Genomic DNA, 15,839 nt, shown 5'->3' with positions numbered 1-15,839 from the left:
TTTACGATTGTTTAGCATTGAGTTGGCTCGTCGTTTCATTCATCACTTCAATCGCCTTCAAAAAGTAGGCTTCAATTACGGCAAGCTCCTGCTCTGAAAACGAAGCCATTACCTGCTCCGACTTACTCCGAAACTCCCTGTAAAGCGGCTCGAATACAGCCATAATTTTCTCGGTATTAGGCTCCACGATCACCTTCCGTCTGTCGCCCCCGAACCGGCGCTTAACCAGGTCTTTTTGTTCAAACCGGTCTATCAAACCCGTCACGGCACCGGTCGTAAGGCCCGTCAGTGTCGAGAGCTCTCCGGCGGTCATTTGTCCTTTCTGAATGATAAATCCCAGGTACTTATGATCGGTACCTGAAAGACCTGCCTGCCGTCCAATGGCCTCATGCATCTGGATGGAGTCGAATGCGTATTGCTGGCTGAGTTTCCTCAACCGGTCGAGCGTTTCCTGGTTCATATTTATCTTTGTTTCTAAATATCTTAGTTACAAAGATAATTTATTTCAAATAGTACTTCAAATGCCGAGGGAAATTATTTTTCTTCCCAAAACCAAAAATCCCCGCCAGCGCGCGCCAGCGAGGATTTGATTTCTCGTAACTACTGATTTTTACTTCCTGATGATTTTAAAAACCCGCTCGCGATCTTCTGAAACGACTTTCAGCAAATAAATGCCAGGCACCGTCGCTTGCGTGGGAAGGCCTATTTCCTTTTGCTGTGCACGTCCGTCGGCCACTGCTTTGTCTTTAAAAACAATCCGCCCTCCGACATCGGAAACACTGAAATGCAGCACCTTTCCGGCTTTTTCCTCGAATTCCACAAAAATCCGCTTCTCCGCCGGGTTAGGAAATACCTTCCACAACTTTTCGCCTTCGAAATTGACAGCGCGGACGCTGGAATACGCAAAGCTCCCATCCGTATCGACCATTTTCAGGCGGTAGTAACTCGTACGTTCCGCCAAGGGCGCATTGTCCGTAAATGCATACCGTGAATTTCCGCCCTGCCCAGGCACCTCGCCGACTTTTGTAAACCTGTTCTCCAGAAGCCCTTCCCGGTCCTTCGCCACCTCGACCTCGAAATGACTGAACGCTTCCTCGCGGGCCGTTTGCCATTCTATCAGGACCGTTTGTTTGTTCTCCGCATCCGTGCGGGGCTTGGCGGTGAAGGTGGCCAGGGTGACCGGCATTAGGTCGCCAAGCCCCAGAAATCCCTTCGCCAGCCAGAATTCGGAGAAGGATTTGGTTTGAAATTCTGCGTAGTAGCCATCGTAATACGGCACTATTTTTACGTCCGATGGCCGATAATACGCCCATCCTTTCCCGGTATTATTCGTCAGGTCGCCGTCTTCGTTGCTGCCCGAGTACTTGGTTATCCCCAATTCAAATGCGGAGCTGGGTTTGAACACACCCGTTGTGTCCGGCGCGCTGACCAATCGTTCAACGTCCGAATCCGCAAAATACAGACGCACTCCCACTGGCTCGGGGAAGCTCGGTTGCGACATGGTAAACTTGAAATTTCTTCCCAGGTAGTATTGCCCGTTAATGTGATGGGCTTCACCGTAATTGACATACGTGTTGACCATGACCTTCCCCAAATTCTGTCCATTCGGGTTGATCGATGCGGTAATGCCAAAGTTCACCATATCTATCCATTTGTTTCCGCTGGCCTCGTCCAATACGCTCGTCTCCTGGCCGTAAGGGTTGAAATAAACCGGACTATATCCGCTATGTATATGAATATCGTCGATGGCAATCCCCTCGGTACCGAATCCCTTCCTGGTCTTTATCACAAACCTCAGTCGGAAGTACTCGCCGGAGTTTGACAGATAAGCGGAGCCTACACGCCAGCGACTTCCATCTTCGGGATATACCGAACTTATCGTATATACCTTCTGCCAGCCATTCCCGTTGGACATTTCAATTTCGAGTAAATCACAGAACCCATTTTCGCAGACGTCGGGGTCGATAGCATAACTGAAACTCAAACGAGCCCATTCAATAGACCGCGCGAAGAAGCAAGGAGAATAAAGATACGCTACACTGTCGCGCGGATCCACTCCGCCAAAGTCGGTCGCCCACGCGGTCACACCGCTTGCCGCATTTTTGATTTTAACTGCATTAGGTGTTCCCAATTGCCAGACAGGCTTTGTGTCGATCGTTTGCCAGCCGCCAGGGCCATGCTCGAAGTCTTCCAAATATGGAAATTCCGCTATAACCGGGGCACTGATCAGCACAGTTCGCAGCGCGTTGTCTGCTGGATTGACGTCAGACATTTGTGTAGCCCGAGCCTCTACGACGTGGTTGCCTTCCGCACTCATACTGGATTGAACACCGCACATGACCAGCGAACTCTCGCCTGCTTTCAGCAAGAATATGGGAAAGTTATACAATTCAACTCCGTCGACAGTTACCTGTAACGGCACATTATACAGATCATGCGCACCTTTATTGGTCACTTCGACACCGACATCGTAATTGCTGCTGCAGACGGGGAGTTCCGGCCTCTCGACCCGCGTCACGGCAACATCTGTGCGGGTTGTGTACAGCCTCACGTCATCTATCAAATGCGACGACTCAGAACCGGTGGCCACATATTGGTGCCACTTAACCTGAAAACTGGTTGAAAGCTCCTGGGAATTCTTTTTCAGCAGTTCAGTTACCATGACTGTCCCCAGATAAAAATTTTTGTCGACCGGCAAATTCCACATATAATGGTAGTCAAAAGCAAAAATCCAGGGATCGGTGTCCTTTCCTCTTATGTACACGCCCTCGTCGGCGTTAGGGGAGTAGTAAATACTTCCCGCAAACCGGAAATCGAGGCGTACCTCTTTCCCCTGGGCCGCGTAATCTGCCAGATTATACGTGCCAATAACCGTCGTTGAATACAAACCGTTATTCCTGGAGTCGGTATCCAGGATCAATGCCTTGTCTCCCGAGTAGGTCACATTGGGACCAATATAAGTTCTCAACCGGGCAATGCTTTTTTGCGATGAAAAATCGTACCCGGGAGCATTGTCCAAACCCGATCTGTCGGAACGCACGGTCGAAACCGGCAATGATTCAAAATCCTGCGTGTGAGGGAGCGTAATAGCGGGATTGGGAAGATGCCTTGTCTCAACGACCAACTGATTATTGCCCAGGGCAAGATCATCATCCATTTTTACAAAAACACTGACTAAATACGCCCCGATCGCTTGCATGTCTGCCGTTTTGGTAAATGTATAGGCAAGATACCCCAGCGCAGGAATTCCGGAAGTAACCGTTTCCCAATGAACAGCCGCCCCGGCCCCACCAATTGAATACCCTACCTGAAAAGGCTTTGTTATGGGTTGGTCATCGAAATTTCGGATGCCAACGGTAATCGCCTGGGTCGGTGAAAAAGCGGTTGACGTCAGCATTCTGCCGGCTGCTTTGGGCGATACAAGTGAGTCGATACCTATATCGTTATCCGAAATACTGCCCGCACAGGTGCCGCTGTTAGGCTTGTACTTCATGGCGACCGCTCTCCGGCCGGGAATCCCATTCAACCGTGGCCGAACAGAAAAGTAATATGTTGAATCACGGGATAGTGAATTGAACGTGTATTTCAGTTCTGTCGTTACGCCGACCGGTTTCATTTCAGCACCCTGTAAGCGCATTACTTCATAGTCCGTGGCACCGTTGACCTTTGTCCATTGAAGTGCCGCGTAACCGGGGCATTGCACCAGTTGCATTGTAACGACGGGGAGCGCCATAATGGAAAACGCACCGCTCTCGCGGATGGCGCCCGTTTCGTTTTGAACCAGCCTGATTTTTGCCGTCGTCGTAAACGCGTCGGGCACTGTCCAGCTGAAACGTGTTGTCCCGGCTGGAATAGCCGCATTGATCGAAGACCAGGAAGTGCCGTTGTTGAGTGAATAGGAAAGCGCATAGGTACTTGCGGGATTTTCGTAGCTATCCCAAGAAAGGTTGACCGCATCTCCCTTTGTGAATCGCTCTCCGCCGACGGGATAGGTAAGTACCGTAGACCTTTCAACGATATCGTACACAACGAAATACTCCTGCGAACCCGTCGGGATATTATGGCCGGCGACTTTAACCGTATAGGAACCTGCTTCCGGGTTGGCGATTGCAACCTGCTCCGCGTTGTTAATGCTGTCCAATGATGCAATCGCTGGACTTGCGGGGGCTGCAGGATTCGGAACTAGCGGAAGCTGTACGCCTCCGCCCGGCCGTACCAGGTGAAGGTCCAGGTTATTGACCAGCTTTCTGCCCCCAGCCACCACCGCCGAAGCGGGGTCGTGCCAATACAACATCACTTTCAATACAGAAGTACCGGCAGGCACGTTTACCTGGAACTCGGCAGTTCCCTGATTGGCCAGGATACCGGTAAAATAGTTTCCTTTTTCCATCATGATAACCGAACGGAGCAAGTTCATCATCCCGAAACCGTGAACATAATCCGGTCCTGGTAATCCCCAATCGCTCGCTCCATTCAATAACAGGGCTTTGACCAACCCACCCTTGGGATTGTTTTGGCCATTGAGTTGCCGATATCGCTGATAAAGCAGAGCTGTCCCTCCAGTCACCGCCGGCGAAGCCATACTCGTACCCGAACCCGACTGATACGCGTCATTCGGTATCAAAGAGAAAATAGATCCCCCCGGTGCGACTAACTCCGGTTTGATCCGGCCATCCGAAGTCGGCCCGCGGCTGGAAGCAGGAGAAATGATGCCGTTTGCTCCCGTCCTGCCGACGGTGATCACATTTTTTGCAGTCGCATCGAGTCCTTGCACAGTTCCATATCCGACCGGTAATCCGCTGATACATGAAGCTTCTAAACCGCTGTTCCCTCCGGCAAAAACATGCAGCAAGTTTGGGAGTTCACCTGCCTGCCTGTCCAGAATACTGCTGCTTTCGAAGTAATCGCCGAACCACGAGCAATAGTTTCCTACACCATAAGCACTATTGGTGACGACCATCCCGAAATCGCGCACATGGGCCGCAGCCTCGAACCAAATCCCGCCAGGAAGCCGCTTCACAATTTTTGCCTTGGGTGCATAACCGCGGTATTTTTCATTGACAATACCTGCTCCGGCAGCTGTCCCCGCAATATGCAGTCCGTGCCAGTCGGTTACCGTCGGTGTAGTACTGATTACGCGACCCGTCAGATCCGCATGGTCGTCGAGGTTACCGGTGTCCCCGATTCCGATCGTCACGCCTTCCCCATCCAGTTTACGCCCGCCGGGAAGGGTGGAGTTCAGCACATTTGCCCTGCTGTCTGCGACGCTTTTGTCGTTCAACAGCTCTAATGGTGGCATAATGGCTTCGATATACTCCACCCACGGCAAGGCCGCGAGCTGTTCCAGCCGATTCGTATCCAGCCGAACTTCGAGCACCTGGTACCGGCTCAGGGTTTCAGAAATGATTTCGAAATTATGCTTTTGAAGGTCCTGCCTGGCATCCGATAAGGCAATAGAACGCGGGTAGCTGATGGAAACATCCACTTTACCGGGCACTTTCAGGGTGTGTGCAGGAAGTGTCGGGGCAGTTAATGCCGCATGAATTTTCTGGGCGGCCGTGAGTTCGATAATGGCCCGGGCATTGGCTGAAACGAGCAATGCGGCATCCGGCGCCTGGCGGATTACAGTGGTGTATGCATTGTCGGGAACATATTCCAGCAACTCGATGCCCGCATTTTTCAGCTGTGCGACAGCCTTTTCATCGGGTATGTCGTTGAATTGGATAATAACCAGCTTTCCTATTGCGGGTAATGCATTTTCGCGGAGCGTCGCACCGGCTGCCGCACCCGACAAATTAGCCGGGGGCAAAAATGTCCCGTTTCTCAAATACAGCTTGTAATCAGCATTTTTCTGAGCAAAAAGGGCGTGACCGTACAACAAGGCGACGATCAGCCAGGTCAAGTGGCGGAATTTGAGCAAACACATACAGAAAGAGGAGACGCAAAGAGTTATGTTCCTTCAAATCTAAACAATCTTTTTGTCTACTCTCTGTTACAAAAATTTATTCCGCCCGCAACGACACTACCGGATTCGTCAATGCCGCCCGGATACTTTGAAAACTGATCGTACACAACGTAATAACCATTGCGCCGAGGCCGGTGGCGGCGAAAATCCACCAGGAAGGCTCAATACGATAAGTGTATTTTTCCAGCCAGTGACCCAGCAGGTAATAGGCCACAGGCGAGGCCAGGCCAAATGCGATCGTGACAAGCATAATGAACTCGTTCGAGAGCAGTTTCCAGACATTGAAGACCGAAGCACCCAGCACTTTCCGCACGCCGATTTCACGGGTGCGCTGCTCGGCGATGAAGGACGACAAACCGAAAAGCCCGAGACAGGAAATCAAAATAGCCAGGACGGCGAAGAAATAGGCCAGCTTGCCAACACGTTCCTCGGCCGCGAATTTCAACGCATAGTCTTCATCGGCAAACTGATATTCGAATGGGGCGAGCGGGATCACTTTTTTGAATACGGACTCAATGCGGGGCAGCGCCTCGCTGACGCTCATGCCGGGATTGATCCGGATGTGCATCCAGTTGGGGCCGCCATGCGCCTTGATCATGAATATCGTCGGGGTGATGGGTTCGTACGGTGATTCCATGACCACATCTTTAATCACCCCGAGGATGCGGTAATGCATCACAGGCATGTCCTGGAATTTCCAGCTTACCGGCTCTCCTACCGGATTTTTGAGCCCCATATATTTCGCCGCTGCTTCATTGATAACGATACCCGACGAATCGGACGCCAGTGTCTCGGAAAAGTCCCTGCCTTGCACGAACTGCCAGCCGACGGTGCGGCCATATTCGGAGCTGACCATCAGCGTACCGAAACTTTCATCGGCCGCCGGGCTTTTGCCTCGCCATTCGAACCCGCCGTTGCCCGACCACACTTCGGTGACTTTTCCCATCGACTCGGCGATGTCGGTTACGGCACCGGTACTGCGCAGCTCGCTTTGGAGTAATTCGTGCTTACCGTAAAAATCCCCCGATTTCATCTCTACCATCAGCAGGCCCTCCCGCGTGTATCCGGCAGGGCGGTTCTTCGCAAACTGGATCTGACGGAATACGATGATCGTACCAATCACCAGCGTGACGGAAACGGTAAACTGCACGACCACAAGCACTTTACGCGGAACCGACGCAAACCGTCCGACGCGAAATGTTCCCTTGAGCACCTTCACAGGCTGAAACGACGACAAGTACAACGCGGGATAACCTCCCGCAAGCGTACCCGTGAAAGCGATGAAGCCCAGGCTTACAGCCCAGAAACCGGCATCGGCCCAGGGAACCGATATTTGCTTGGCTGACAGCTCGTTGAACCACGGCAATGCCAGCGTTACCACCCAAAGCGCCAAAAGAAATGCGAGGATCACCACAACAAAGGATTCGCTGAAAAACTGGTTGACGAGCTGTCCTTTCAGCGAACCGATCGATTTGCGGATACCCACTTCCTTGGCCCGTTTTTCGGAGCGTGCGGTGGAAAGGTTCATGAAATTGATGCAGGCAAGCAAAAGCACGAATGCACCGATAATGCTGATCAGCCATACCATTTGCAGCGGTCCTTCGTCGGGCAAGCCGCGTTTGAAATTATGCAAGTGCCAGTCGCGCATCGGCAGCAGAAATACCTCCGGCTTGTTTTTGGCCTCACCGGGAAACCCGGCGAGGTTTTTCATTTCCGCCGGTTTGATAGCCGCAGCCACCTCTTCCGGATCGGCATCGGGACGTAGCTCGACGTAAATTTTCATAAAATGGTTCTGCCAGTCGGTCATAGCCCGCTCCCTGATCCACGGATTATCGCTTTCCCACAGCGCAAAGGGCGCCAGGAACCTCATTTGGCTGAACTGCGTGTTTTGCGGAAGGTCTTCATACACACCGGTGACCTTCACATCCAGCTTATTGCTGATTTTCAACGGGCGGTTCACCGGGTCGACGTCCCCGAACAATGCGAGCGCCGTCGATTTTGAGAGCATCACCGAATGCGGATCGCGCAAGCCCGCGCGTGTACCGTATACCATTCGTAACGTGAGCATTTCCGGCGCAGCGGGATCCATAAACACCCCCGAGCGGGAAATCTTGCTCTCGCCTGCGGAGAGTACGTAATCGACATCCCAGGAGGCTGCTACAATATGCTTGAAATACTCCTTGTAATTGGTTTTCAGCTCGGTCATAAGCGGATATTGCAGAGAAGAATTGATCCCCACGCCATGCTCGCCGAACTCCCGCGAGCGCACCTGTGCAATGCGCGCGTAATTGTCGTGGTAGGTATTAAACGAAAGTTCATCGTAAACCCAAAGCCCGATGAGCATGGCCACCGCCATACCCGCAGCCAGCCCGCCGATATTAATGAACGAATAAACCCGGTTTCTCACCAACTGGCGAAGCGCGATTTTCAAATAGTTACGTAACATAGTCCGAAGCAGTTTAGGGAAGAAAATGTCAGGAATAGTTAGGTGTTGTCAGGGGTGGTCAGAAATGGTCAGGAGTAGTCAGGTGTGGTCAGGGGAGTCAGGTGTGGTCAGAAATGGTCAGGAGTAGTCAGGTGTTGTCATCAATAGTCAAGCACATTAAATCAAGAAATCGGCGGTCTATGGTCGGCGGTCGATGGTCACGTATTGTCAGGTATGGTCAGGAACAGGGCAATTGTTGTTTGGTTTATTAAAAAAAGTAAGCCTGATGCATTGAAAGCCCGTTCTGGCACGCTGAGAGGCTTTCGAGCCAAAGCGCTGTCCAAATACGGACACTCCGCGTGCGCCGGCGGACTTATCGTCGAGGCGTGATATCACTTTTTTGCTATAAACAGGGGGCCAATGTCGGCAGTCGGCAGTCGGCAGTCGGCAGTCGGCGGTCCATGGTCCATGGTCTATGGTCTGTTGTCTGTTGTCTGCGGCTATCATCTACCGCCGGCACTCAAACCGCGCCTAAATCACGAAAAATCCCAAAAAAAATAAAAATTTCACAAAACGAACGAGGGTAGCGCGAGGACAAAATACTCTTATGAATAACCTACTTACATGATTTGTATGAACCAGAAGTATTCCGTAGAAAATAAGACTGGTGCGAGCGAGCCGGCGGGGCCTGTATCCGATTTTCCGGGTATGAGAAAGCAGCCGGCCGAGTTAGTCGATTCGGAATTGTTTATCAGACAGGCATTCATCACCGACCCCAGCAGGGGATACGAGCTACTTTTCAAACGCTATTACAAGCAGCTTTGCAGCCATGCGGTGCGGTTTGTCTATGCCCGCGACGTGGCCGAGGATATTGTGGTGGAGGTATTCAGCCAGTTTTGGTCAAAACAATTGCATACGGCAGTAACTACCTCCTACCGGTCCTATCTGTTCACCACGGTGCGGCATGCGGCGTTTCATCATATGCGTAAAAATTTCGGAAAGGAAACGGTCACCGAAGAACTGGCCGACCTCCCGCTCGCCACGGCGGCCAGTTCGCCCCAGCAGGAACTGCAATTTCAGGAACTGGTGCTGAAAATCGAGCAGGTGATCCGGTCGTTGTCGCCGCAGAATCAGAAGGTGTTCCTGATGAGCCGCTTCGAGGGAAAGCGCAACACGACCATCGCCGAAGAGCTGGGCATTTCGGTCAAAACCGTCGAAGGGCACATTACCAAGGGGCTGTCGATCCTGCGGAAGGCATTGCAGGACCACGGGCTGCTATCACTGATCCAGATTTTACTCCTATTCGTCTGACGGCCTAACGCCATCGGATATATGTCATACTGAATTTAACGAAGCATGAAGAAATCACTTCTCTCCAAACAGGTCATCCAGAACTTCTTCGAAGGGAAAACCACCCGTATGCAGAACATTCTGATCGAGGAATGGCTGGAAAACCCCGCCAACCGCGAGCTGTATTTTCAGTGGCTGGATGAATGGGAAACCGAAAACCCGCAGTTTACTCCGGATGTGGAGCAGGCTTATCAACGTTCATTACTTACCGTTCAGGGCAATACCGGCCTGCCGAGGCCGGATCATGCCGCGGCCGACACGCCGGTGAGGACCAGCCGGGACATGCGGAAAGGGCGGCTCTTCGCATTCAAATGGGTAGCAGCGGCCTCTGTTGCGTTTATCATGGGCGCCTACCTGCTGTCCGATTTCTGGCTTTACAGGCAATATGAAACCGGCTACGGGGAGATCAGGACGGTGGTCCTGCCCGATAGCAGCCGTGTTACACTCAATGCCAATTCCGTGCTTAGCGTCCCCCGTTTCGGGTTCGGTGGCGGCACACGTGAGGTGAGGCTGAAAGGGGAAGCAGAATTTGCCGTGAAGCACACGGTCGATCACAGCAAGTTCATCGTCCGCACGCCCGATAAGCTGGAAGTCAAGGTGTTAGGAACCGAATTCATCGTTTACAGCCGCGAACGCGGTTCCAAAGTAGTACTGAGCCAGGGAAGCGTACAGCTACGCTCCCTGAAAGAACTGAACCCCAAGCCGATGCTGATGAAACCCGGGGATGTAGCCACGATGTCGATGCAAGGCACGCTCACCCTCAAACACAGCGAGAGCTTGTCGGCACACCAGGCCTGGAAACAGCGCTTGTTTATGTTCGAAAACACGCCGGTTTCCGAAATCGCCTATCAGATCAGCGAACATTTCGGTGTGAACGTGGTCGTGGCCGATTCCACACTGGCGCGGCGGACGATCGGCGGCACGTTTAATGCAAACGACCCCGCCAATGTGCTGAGAGTCCTTTCCGATGTCCTCAATGCACGCGTAACCCACTCCCCCCCGGGCGAAGACCGGGCCGAGACCTTCGTACTAGACACGAACCATTTGTAATTCCTTAATCATCCATAATCATGACGAAACTATTACACGTTAAAGTTCTGGTAACCTTAATGGTGGGATGCCTGTTGGATGGCGCCCCGATTAAAGCCCAGCTCATGGCCCAGAATCGCCCACCCAAAAGCAGTACGGCACCCACGATCATCCCCGGCAGCCGGATAGCCCTGCGGGATGCGCTGATGCAGGTTAAAAAGCAATATAAAGTCGATATCCTGTTTGAAGAAAAGCTGCTCGAAGGACTGTTCGTATCACCAGCACAGGTGCAGGCCGGGCAGACGATCGAGAACAAACTCAACAATATCCTGCCGCCGGGACTGCGCTATAAGAAGGTCAGCAAACAAACTTACCTCATCCTGACAACCGCCGAGGAAGGCAAGCCCGGGGCACATCAAATCGAACCGATAACGCCGGAGGAAGCGCCGGCCGCCACGCAGCAAACATTCACGATGTCGCTCCAAGGCAATCAATCCCTATTGGAAATGGCCCGAAAAACGGCCGACAGAACCGTATCCGGCGTCGTGAAGGGAGATGGCGGCGAGCTGCTCCCGGGTGTGAGCGTGCTCATCAAAGGCACCACGCGCGGCAGCACCACCGGTGTGGACGGCAAATACAGCATTGCCGTCAGCGACGATCCCAAAGCGGAAATCACGCTGGTGTTTTCTTATGTCGGTTACCAAAATCAGGAGGTAATCGTAGGCAACCGCTCTACCATCGACATTTCCCTCGCTCCCGACCTGAAAAGTCTCGAAGAAGTGGTAGTGGTAGGTTACGGAACGCAGAAACGCGAACAGATTACCAGCGCCGTTGCGAGTGTTAAATCCGAGGATTTCGTCAAAGGCCCGGTGCAGGATGCCGCCCAGCTCATCCGCGGAAAGGTAGCCGGGTTGAGCGTCATCACACCGAGCGGCGACCCCACCGCCATTGCACAAATCACGCTACGGGGTAATGCGACCATCAATGCGAGCTCTGACCCCCTCGTGCTGATCGACGGCGTCCCGGGCGGGCTGAACACCGTGGCGCCGGAGGACATTGAATCCATCGACGTGCTGAAAGACGGCTCGGCTGCCGCGATTTACGGCACGCGCGGAACGAACGGGGTAATCCTCATCACCACCCGGAAGGTAAAAGGGGAAACCCCGCCCACTTTGGAAGTGAATTCCTATTTCACCACGCAAAGGCTCACCCGCAAGCTCGATTTCATGGACGTGAACCAGTACCGTGCCCTGGCCGCCCAGGGCAAACCCGGCGCCATCGACTACGGCCAGAGCACCGATTGGTTAGCCCAGGTAACCCAGAAACCATTATCGCAGGTACATAATCTCAGCCTCCGCGGCGGCTCGCGCACCACCAACTACATCGTGAGCATGGAATACCGTAGGCTGAACGGCATCATGAGGAAATCGGACAATACCACGGTATTCCCGCGCATTGAGGTCAACCACTCGATGTTTAACGGGTTGCTGAAAATCAATGCGAACCTGAGCGGTTATCAGCAGAAATATTTCTCCGTCGATGGCGGCTCCTATTCCGGCCTCGTCTACCGCAATGCGCTCACGTTCAACCCGACCGAGCCTTTGAAGGATGCCAACGGCAAATGGACAGAGCGTACCGACAAAACAGACTATATGAACCCCGTTGCGCTGATCGAGGAAACGAACGGACTGAACCGCAACAACAACCTCCGCACCTATGGTACCATTTCGCTCGCACCGGTAGAGGGACTGGAAATCAAGGCATTGATTGCGCGGGATATGTTCAACAGCACGCGGGGCTATTATGAAACCAAAAACCACTATTCCACCAGCCGCAATGGTCGCAACGGCTTTGCGTCGCGCGGGACGACCCGCACCCAGGACGATTTGTTTGAATTCACGGCGAACTATAACAAATCCATTCAGGACCACAACTTCGTGATCCTTGCAGGGCACACCTGGCGGCGGTACAATACCGAGAACTACTGGATGCAGAACTGGGATTTCCCGACCGACAATTTCTCCTACAACAACATCAACGCCGGGCTCGCATTACGCCGCGGGCAGGCCCCGGAACTGTCGGAGCAGTCGGAGAACAAGCTCATCAGCTATTTTTTCAGGGTCAATTACAGTTTTATGAACAAATACCTGCTCTCGGCCAGTATCCGTCATGAAGGCTCCTCGCGCTTTGGCGCCAACCACAAATGGGGTAGTTTCCCGGCGTTTTCGGTAGGCTGGAATTTAAAAAGAGAGGCTTTTCTTGAAAACGCCAATACCGTTTCGAACCTTAAACTTCGGGCAGGATACGGCGTAACGGGTACTGAGCCGGGCAGTTCCTATATCTCTTTGAATAAAATCAATTTCAATACCAATGTGCTGATCAACGGCCAGTGGGTGCAGGCGATCAACCCGTCCAACAACGCCAACCCCGACCTCCGCTGGGAACGCAAGGAAGAGGTGAATGTGGGTATCGACTACGGGTTTCTGAACGAGCGCCTATCCGGTTCGATCGACGTCTACCGCCGCACAACCCGCGACCTGATCGCCAACTTCCCCGTGCCTACCCCACCCTACTTGTACAGCACCATCACCGCCAATGCGGCTTCCATGGAAAACAAGGGGATAGAAATCCAGGTGAATGCGATCCCGCTCCAAACCGCGGCATTCCGCTGGACCACGTCCGTCAACTTCTCGACCAACGCCAACAAAATCCTCTCTTTATCAGACGACAAGTTTGCATTAGCCAGCGGCTATTTCGATACGGGCAATACCGGCGAGCCCATTCAGCAAACCACGCACCGCGTGCAGGTAGGCCAGCCGCTGGGTAATTTCTGGGGTTTCAAAACCATCGACATCGACGAAGCCGGCCACTGGATCATCGAAGGCAAAAACGGCGAGCCCAAACCCATTGCCCAGCAGCAAGCCGACGACAAGCAGATTATCGGAAATGGCTTACCCAAGCGCTATTTGAATTGGAATAACACATTGACCTACAAAAACTTTGACCTGAACATTACCATGCGCGGAGCATTCGGCTTCCAGATCCTGAACATGACCGAGATGTTCTGGAGTGCGCCGGTGATGCTTACGCGTGGTAACCTCCGCTCCAATGCCTACGACCCTATTTACGGCAAACGTCCGCTCGCCGACGACCAGTCGCTGAACTACGTGAGCTATTACATTGAAAACGGTAATTACTGGAAGATCGATAATATTACGGCGGGCTACAATCTCCGGTTGAAGAACAAATACCTCCGCCACGCCCGCGCTTACCTCGCAGTTGCTAACCTCTACACGATCACCGGCTACAAGGGTATCGATCCGGAAGTGGGTATCAGCGGCATGTCGCCGGGCATCGACGACAAGAACCGCTATCCTGCCACGACAAGTTTCACCGCGGGCGTCATGCTGACATTCTAGTGTTTATTCCAATTCCTAAAAGACTATCTACAATGAAACCATTGAAACAATATATAGGAACAGGACTGTTGCTCGCGATCGCCGCAAGCGGCTGCAACAATGACCTGACCGAAAAGATCTATTCCGAAGTGACGGAGGACACCTACAACTATTCCAATGCCTACCAGGCCATGAGCATCGGCTATGCCAATATGCGGAACCTCATTTCGCACACGCACTGGTACATGGCGCAGGAATCGACTGCCGACGGCATTGTAATGCCTGCCAACGCGTCGGGCTGGGACGATGGCGGTATTTACAAACGCATGCACCTGCACACCTGGAACTCGGAAAACCCGCAGGTGAGCAACATGTGGAATACCTTCTACTCAGGGGTGATTAATGCGAACCGGCTCATCGATCAGCTTTCCAACGACAAGATCACCATTCCGACCGGGGTTACGAAAGAGGCGTTGATCTCCGAAATGCGGGCGGTGCGGGCATTCTTCTACTGGCTCATTTGCGACAACTTCGGTGACGCACCGCTCATTACCGACCGCTCCGACGCGTTGCTCGAAAAGACCAGCAGAAAGGACATTTACCAATTCATTGTTAAAGAATTGACCGAGTCGATCCCTAACCTGAGCGAGGACAGAAACACACTCTTGTATGCGCGGTTCAACAAATGGGCGGCCAAAACGCTGCTCGCAAACGTGTACCTCAATGCGGGTGTATATGCCGGCGAAACCAAATGGGAAGAATGCCTCGCCCAATGCAACGATGTGATCGCTTCGGGCAAATACCAGTTAGAAACGGGTCTCACAGCGCCTTTTGTTACCGAAAACCAAAATTCGCCCGAGATCGTGTTTGCAATCCCGTTTGAAGAAAACCTGGCCGGCGGATTCAGCGCCCATATGTTTTCGTGGCATGCTTCGTTGAAAAACAAGGTCAACATGCTGGCTACGCCCTGGGGTGCAGGCTCGGCGAAGGGCGTGCCGCAGTTTATCAATACCTACGACGCTGACGACCAGCGCCTGAAATCGACCTGGATGATCGGCGCGCAGTTTGCCGCGGATGGCGTCACACCCTTGAAAGGCTCATACGACCAGGCCGGCAAGAATGTGGTGCTAACCAACGAACTGCCCGACGGCCTGTACACCGGCGAGGCGGAAGGTTACCGGATGAATAAATTTGAAGTGAAAACGCAGGCGCAAGGGAGCCTGGGCAACGATTTCCCGGTGTTCCGGTACGCGCAGGTGCTGATGATGAAAGCGGAATGCCTCTTGCGCACAGGCAAGGCCAACGACGCTGCCACCGTAGTGTCGCAGGTACGCGCACGGGCATTCGCGGCTAAACCCGCCAAAGCGACGGTTACCGGCGCCGATCTTCAAAAAGGCAGCGGCTACCAGTATGGTTTTGTTGAAAATTACAAGGTAGTAGACCCTGGCAATACCACGGCGGTACAGTACGGCAGGATGCTCGACGAGCTCGGCTGGGAGTTTGCCTGGGAAGGCTTTCGCCGGCGCGATATGATCCGCTTCGGGGTTTACACGACCAAAAGCTGGCTGTCGCACAAGCCTAATGGCGCTTTCAGGGCGGTGTTCCCAATCCCTCAGATCGCCATTAATTCCAACCCGAAATTGAAACAAAACCCGGATTACAACTAGCGGAT

Annotated in this window: 7 protein-coding genes; 4 read left to right on the top strand and 3 right to left on the bottom strand. The window is 52.9% G+C overall.

The window, feature by feature from the left end; genetic code table 11:
* Position 1: 1 nt before the first annotated feature.
* From J2Y43_RS19430 to J2Y43_RS19420, 3 genes are all read right to left on the bottom strand, one after another.
* Complete coding sequence (locus J2Y43_RS19430) at positions 2-460, bottom strand: MarR family transcriptional regulator (protein ID WP_309985915.1); 459 nt, start codon at positions 458-460, stop codon at positions 2-4.
* 150 nt (positions 461-610) lie between these two features.
* Positions 611-5,902: a S8 family serine peptidase gene (locus J2Y43_RS19425; protein ID WP_309985913.1), complete on the bottom strand. Its 5,292-nt coding sequence runs from the start codon at positions 5,900-5,902 to the stop codon at positions 611-613.
* A 100-nt stretch (positions 5,903-6,002) separates the two neighbouring features.
* Positions 6,003-8,411, bottom strand: coding sequence for an ABC transporter permease (locus J2Y43_RS19420; RefSeq protein WP_309985910.1), 2,409 nt, complete (start codon positions 8,409-8,411; stop codon positions 6,003-6,005).
* A 612-nt stretch (positions 8,412-9,023) separates the two neighbouring features.
* On the opposite strand from J2Y43_RS19420, the gene J2Y43_RS19415 reads away from it, so the two are divergent.
* From J2Y43_RS19415 to J2Y43_RS19400, 4 genes are read left to right on the top strand one after another with little or no spacing between them, the layout of a single operon-like run.
* Complete coding sequence (locus tag J2Y43_RS19415) at positions 9,024-9,701, top strand: RNA polymerase sigma-70 factor (RefSeq protein ID WP_309985907.1); 678 nt, start codon at positions 9,024-9,026, stop codon at positions 9,699-9,701.
* A 45-nt stretch (positions 9,702-9,746) separates the two neighbouring features.
* The gene (locus J2Y43_RS19410; protein WP_309985904.1) at positions 9,747-10,790 is read left to right on the top strand and encodes a FecR domain-containing protein; all 1,044 of its coding nucleotides are present in this window, start codon (positions 9,747-9,749) and stop codon (positions 10,788-10,790) included.
* Between the two features lie 20 nt (positions 10,791-10,810).
* Positions 10,811-14,188, top strand: coding sequence for a TonB-dependent receptor (locus tag J2Y43_RS19405; protein WP_309985902.1), 3,378 nt, complete (start codon positions 10,811-10,813; stop codon positions 14,186-14,188).
* Positions 14,189-14,220: 32 nt separating this feature from the next.
* Positions 14,221-15,834 carry a RagB/SusD family nutrient uptake outer membrane protein gene (locus J2Y43_RS19400; protein ID WP_309985899.1) on the top strand — a complete coding sequence of 538 codons (1,614 nt, stop codon included), beginning with the start codon at positions 14,221-14,223 and terminating at the stop codon, positions 15,832-15,834.
* The last annotated feature ends 5 nt before the right edge of the window (positions 15,835-15,839 follow it).

It is taken from the genome of Dyadobacter sp. BE31 (assembly GCF_031457695.1).
Lineage (GTDB): Bacteria > Bacteroidota > Bacteroidia > Cytophagales > Spirosomataceae > Dyadobacter.
This window is presented reverse-complemented; position numbering and strand designations above follow the sequence as displayed.

What these genes read in the sequence shown, in the direction of transcription:
- J2Y43_RS19430 (WP_309985915.1), bottom strand. Translation starts at nt 460, where the DNA reads ATGAACCAGGAAACGCTCGACCGGTTGAGGAAACTCAGCCAGCAATAC.
- J2Y43_RS19420 (WP_309985910.1), bottom strand. Translation starts at nt 8,411, where the DNA reads ATGTTACGTAACTATTTGAAAATCGCGCTTCGCCAGTTGGTGAGAAAC.
- J2Y43_RS19415 (WP_309985907.1), top strand. Translation starts at nt 9,024, where the DNA reads ATGAACCAGAAGTATTCCGTAGAAAATAAGACTGGTGCGAGCGAGCCG.
- J2Y43_RS19410 (WP_309985904.1), top strand. Translation starts at nt 9,747, where the DNA reads ATGAAGAAATCACTTCTCTCCAAACAGGTCATCCAGAACTTCTTCGAA.
- J2Y43_RS19405 (WP_309985902.1), top strand. Translation starts at nt 10,811, where the DNA reads ATGACGAAACTATTACACGTTAAAGTTCTGGTAACCTTAATGGTGGGA.
- J2Y43_RS19400 (WP_309985899.1), top strand. Translation starts at nt 14,221, where the DNA reads ATGAAACCATTGAAACAATATATAGGAACAGGACTGTTGCTCGCGATC.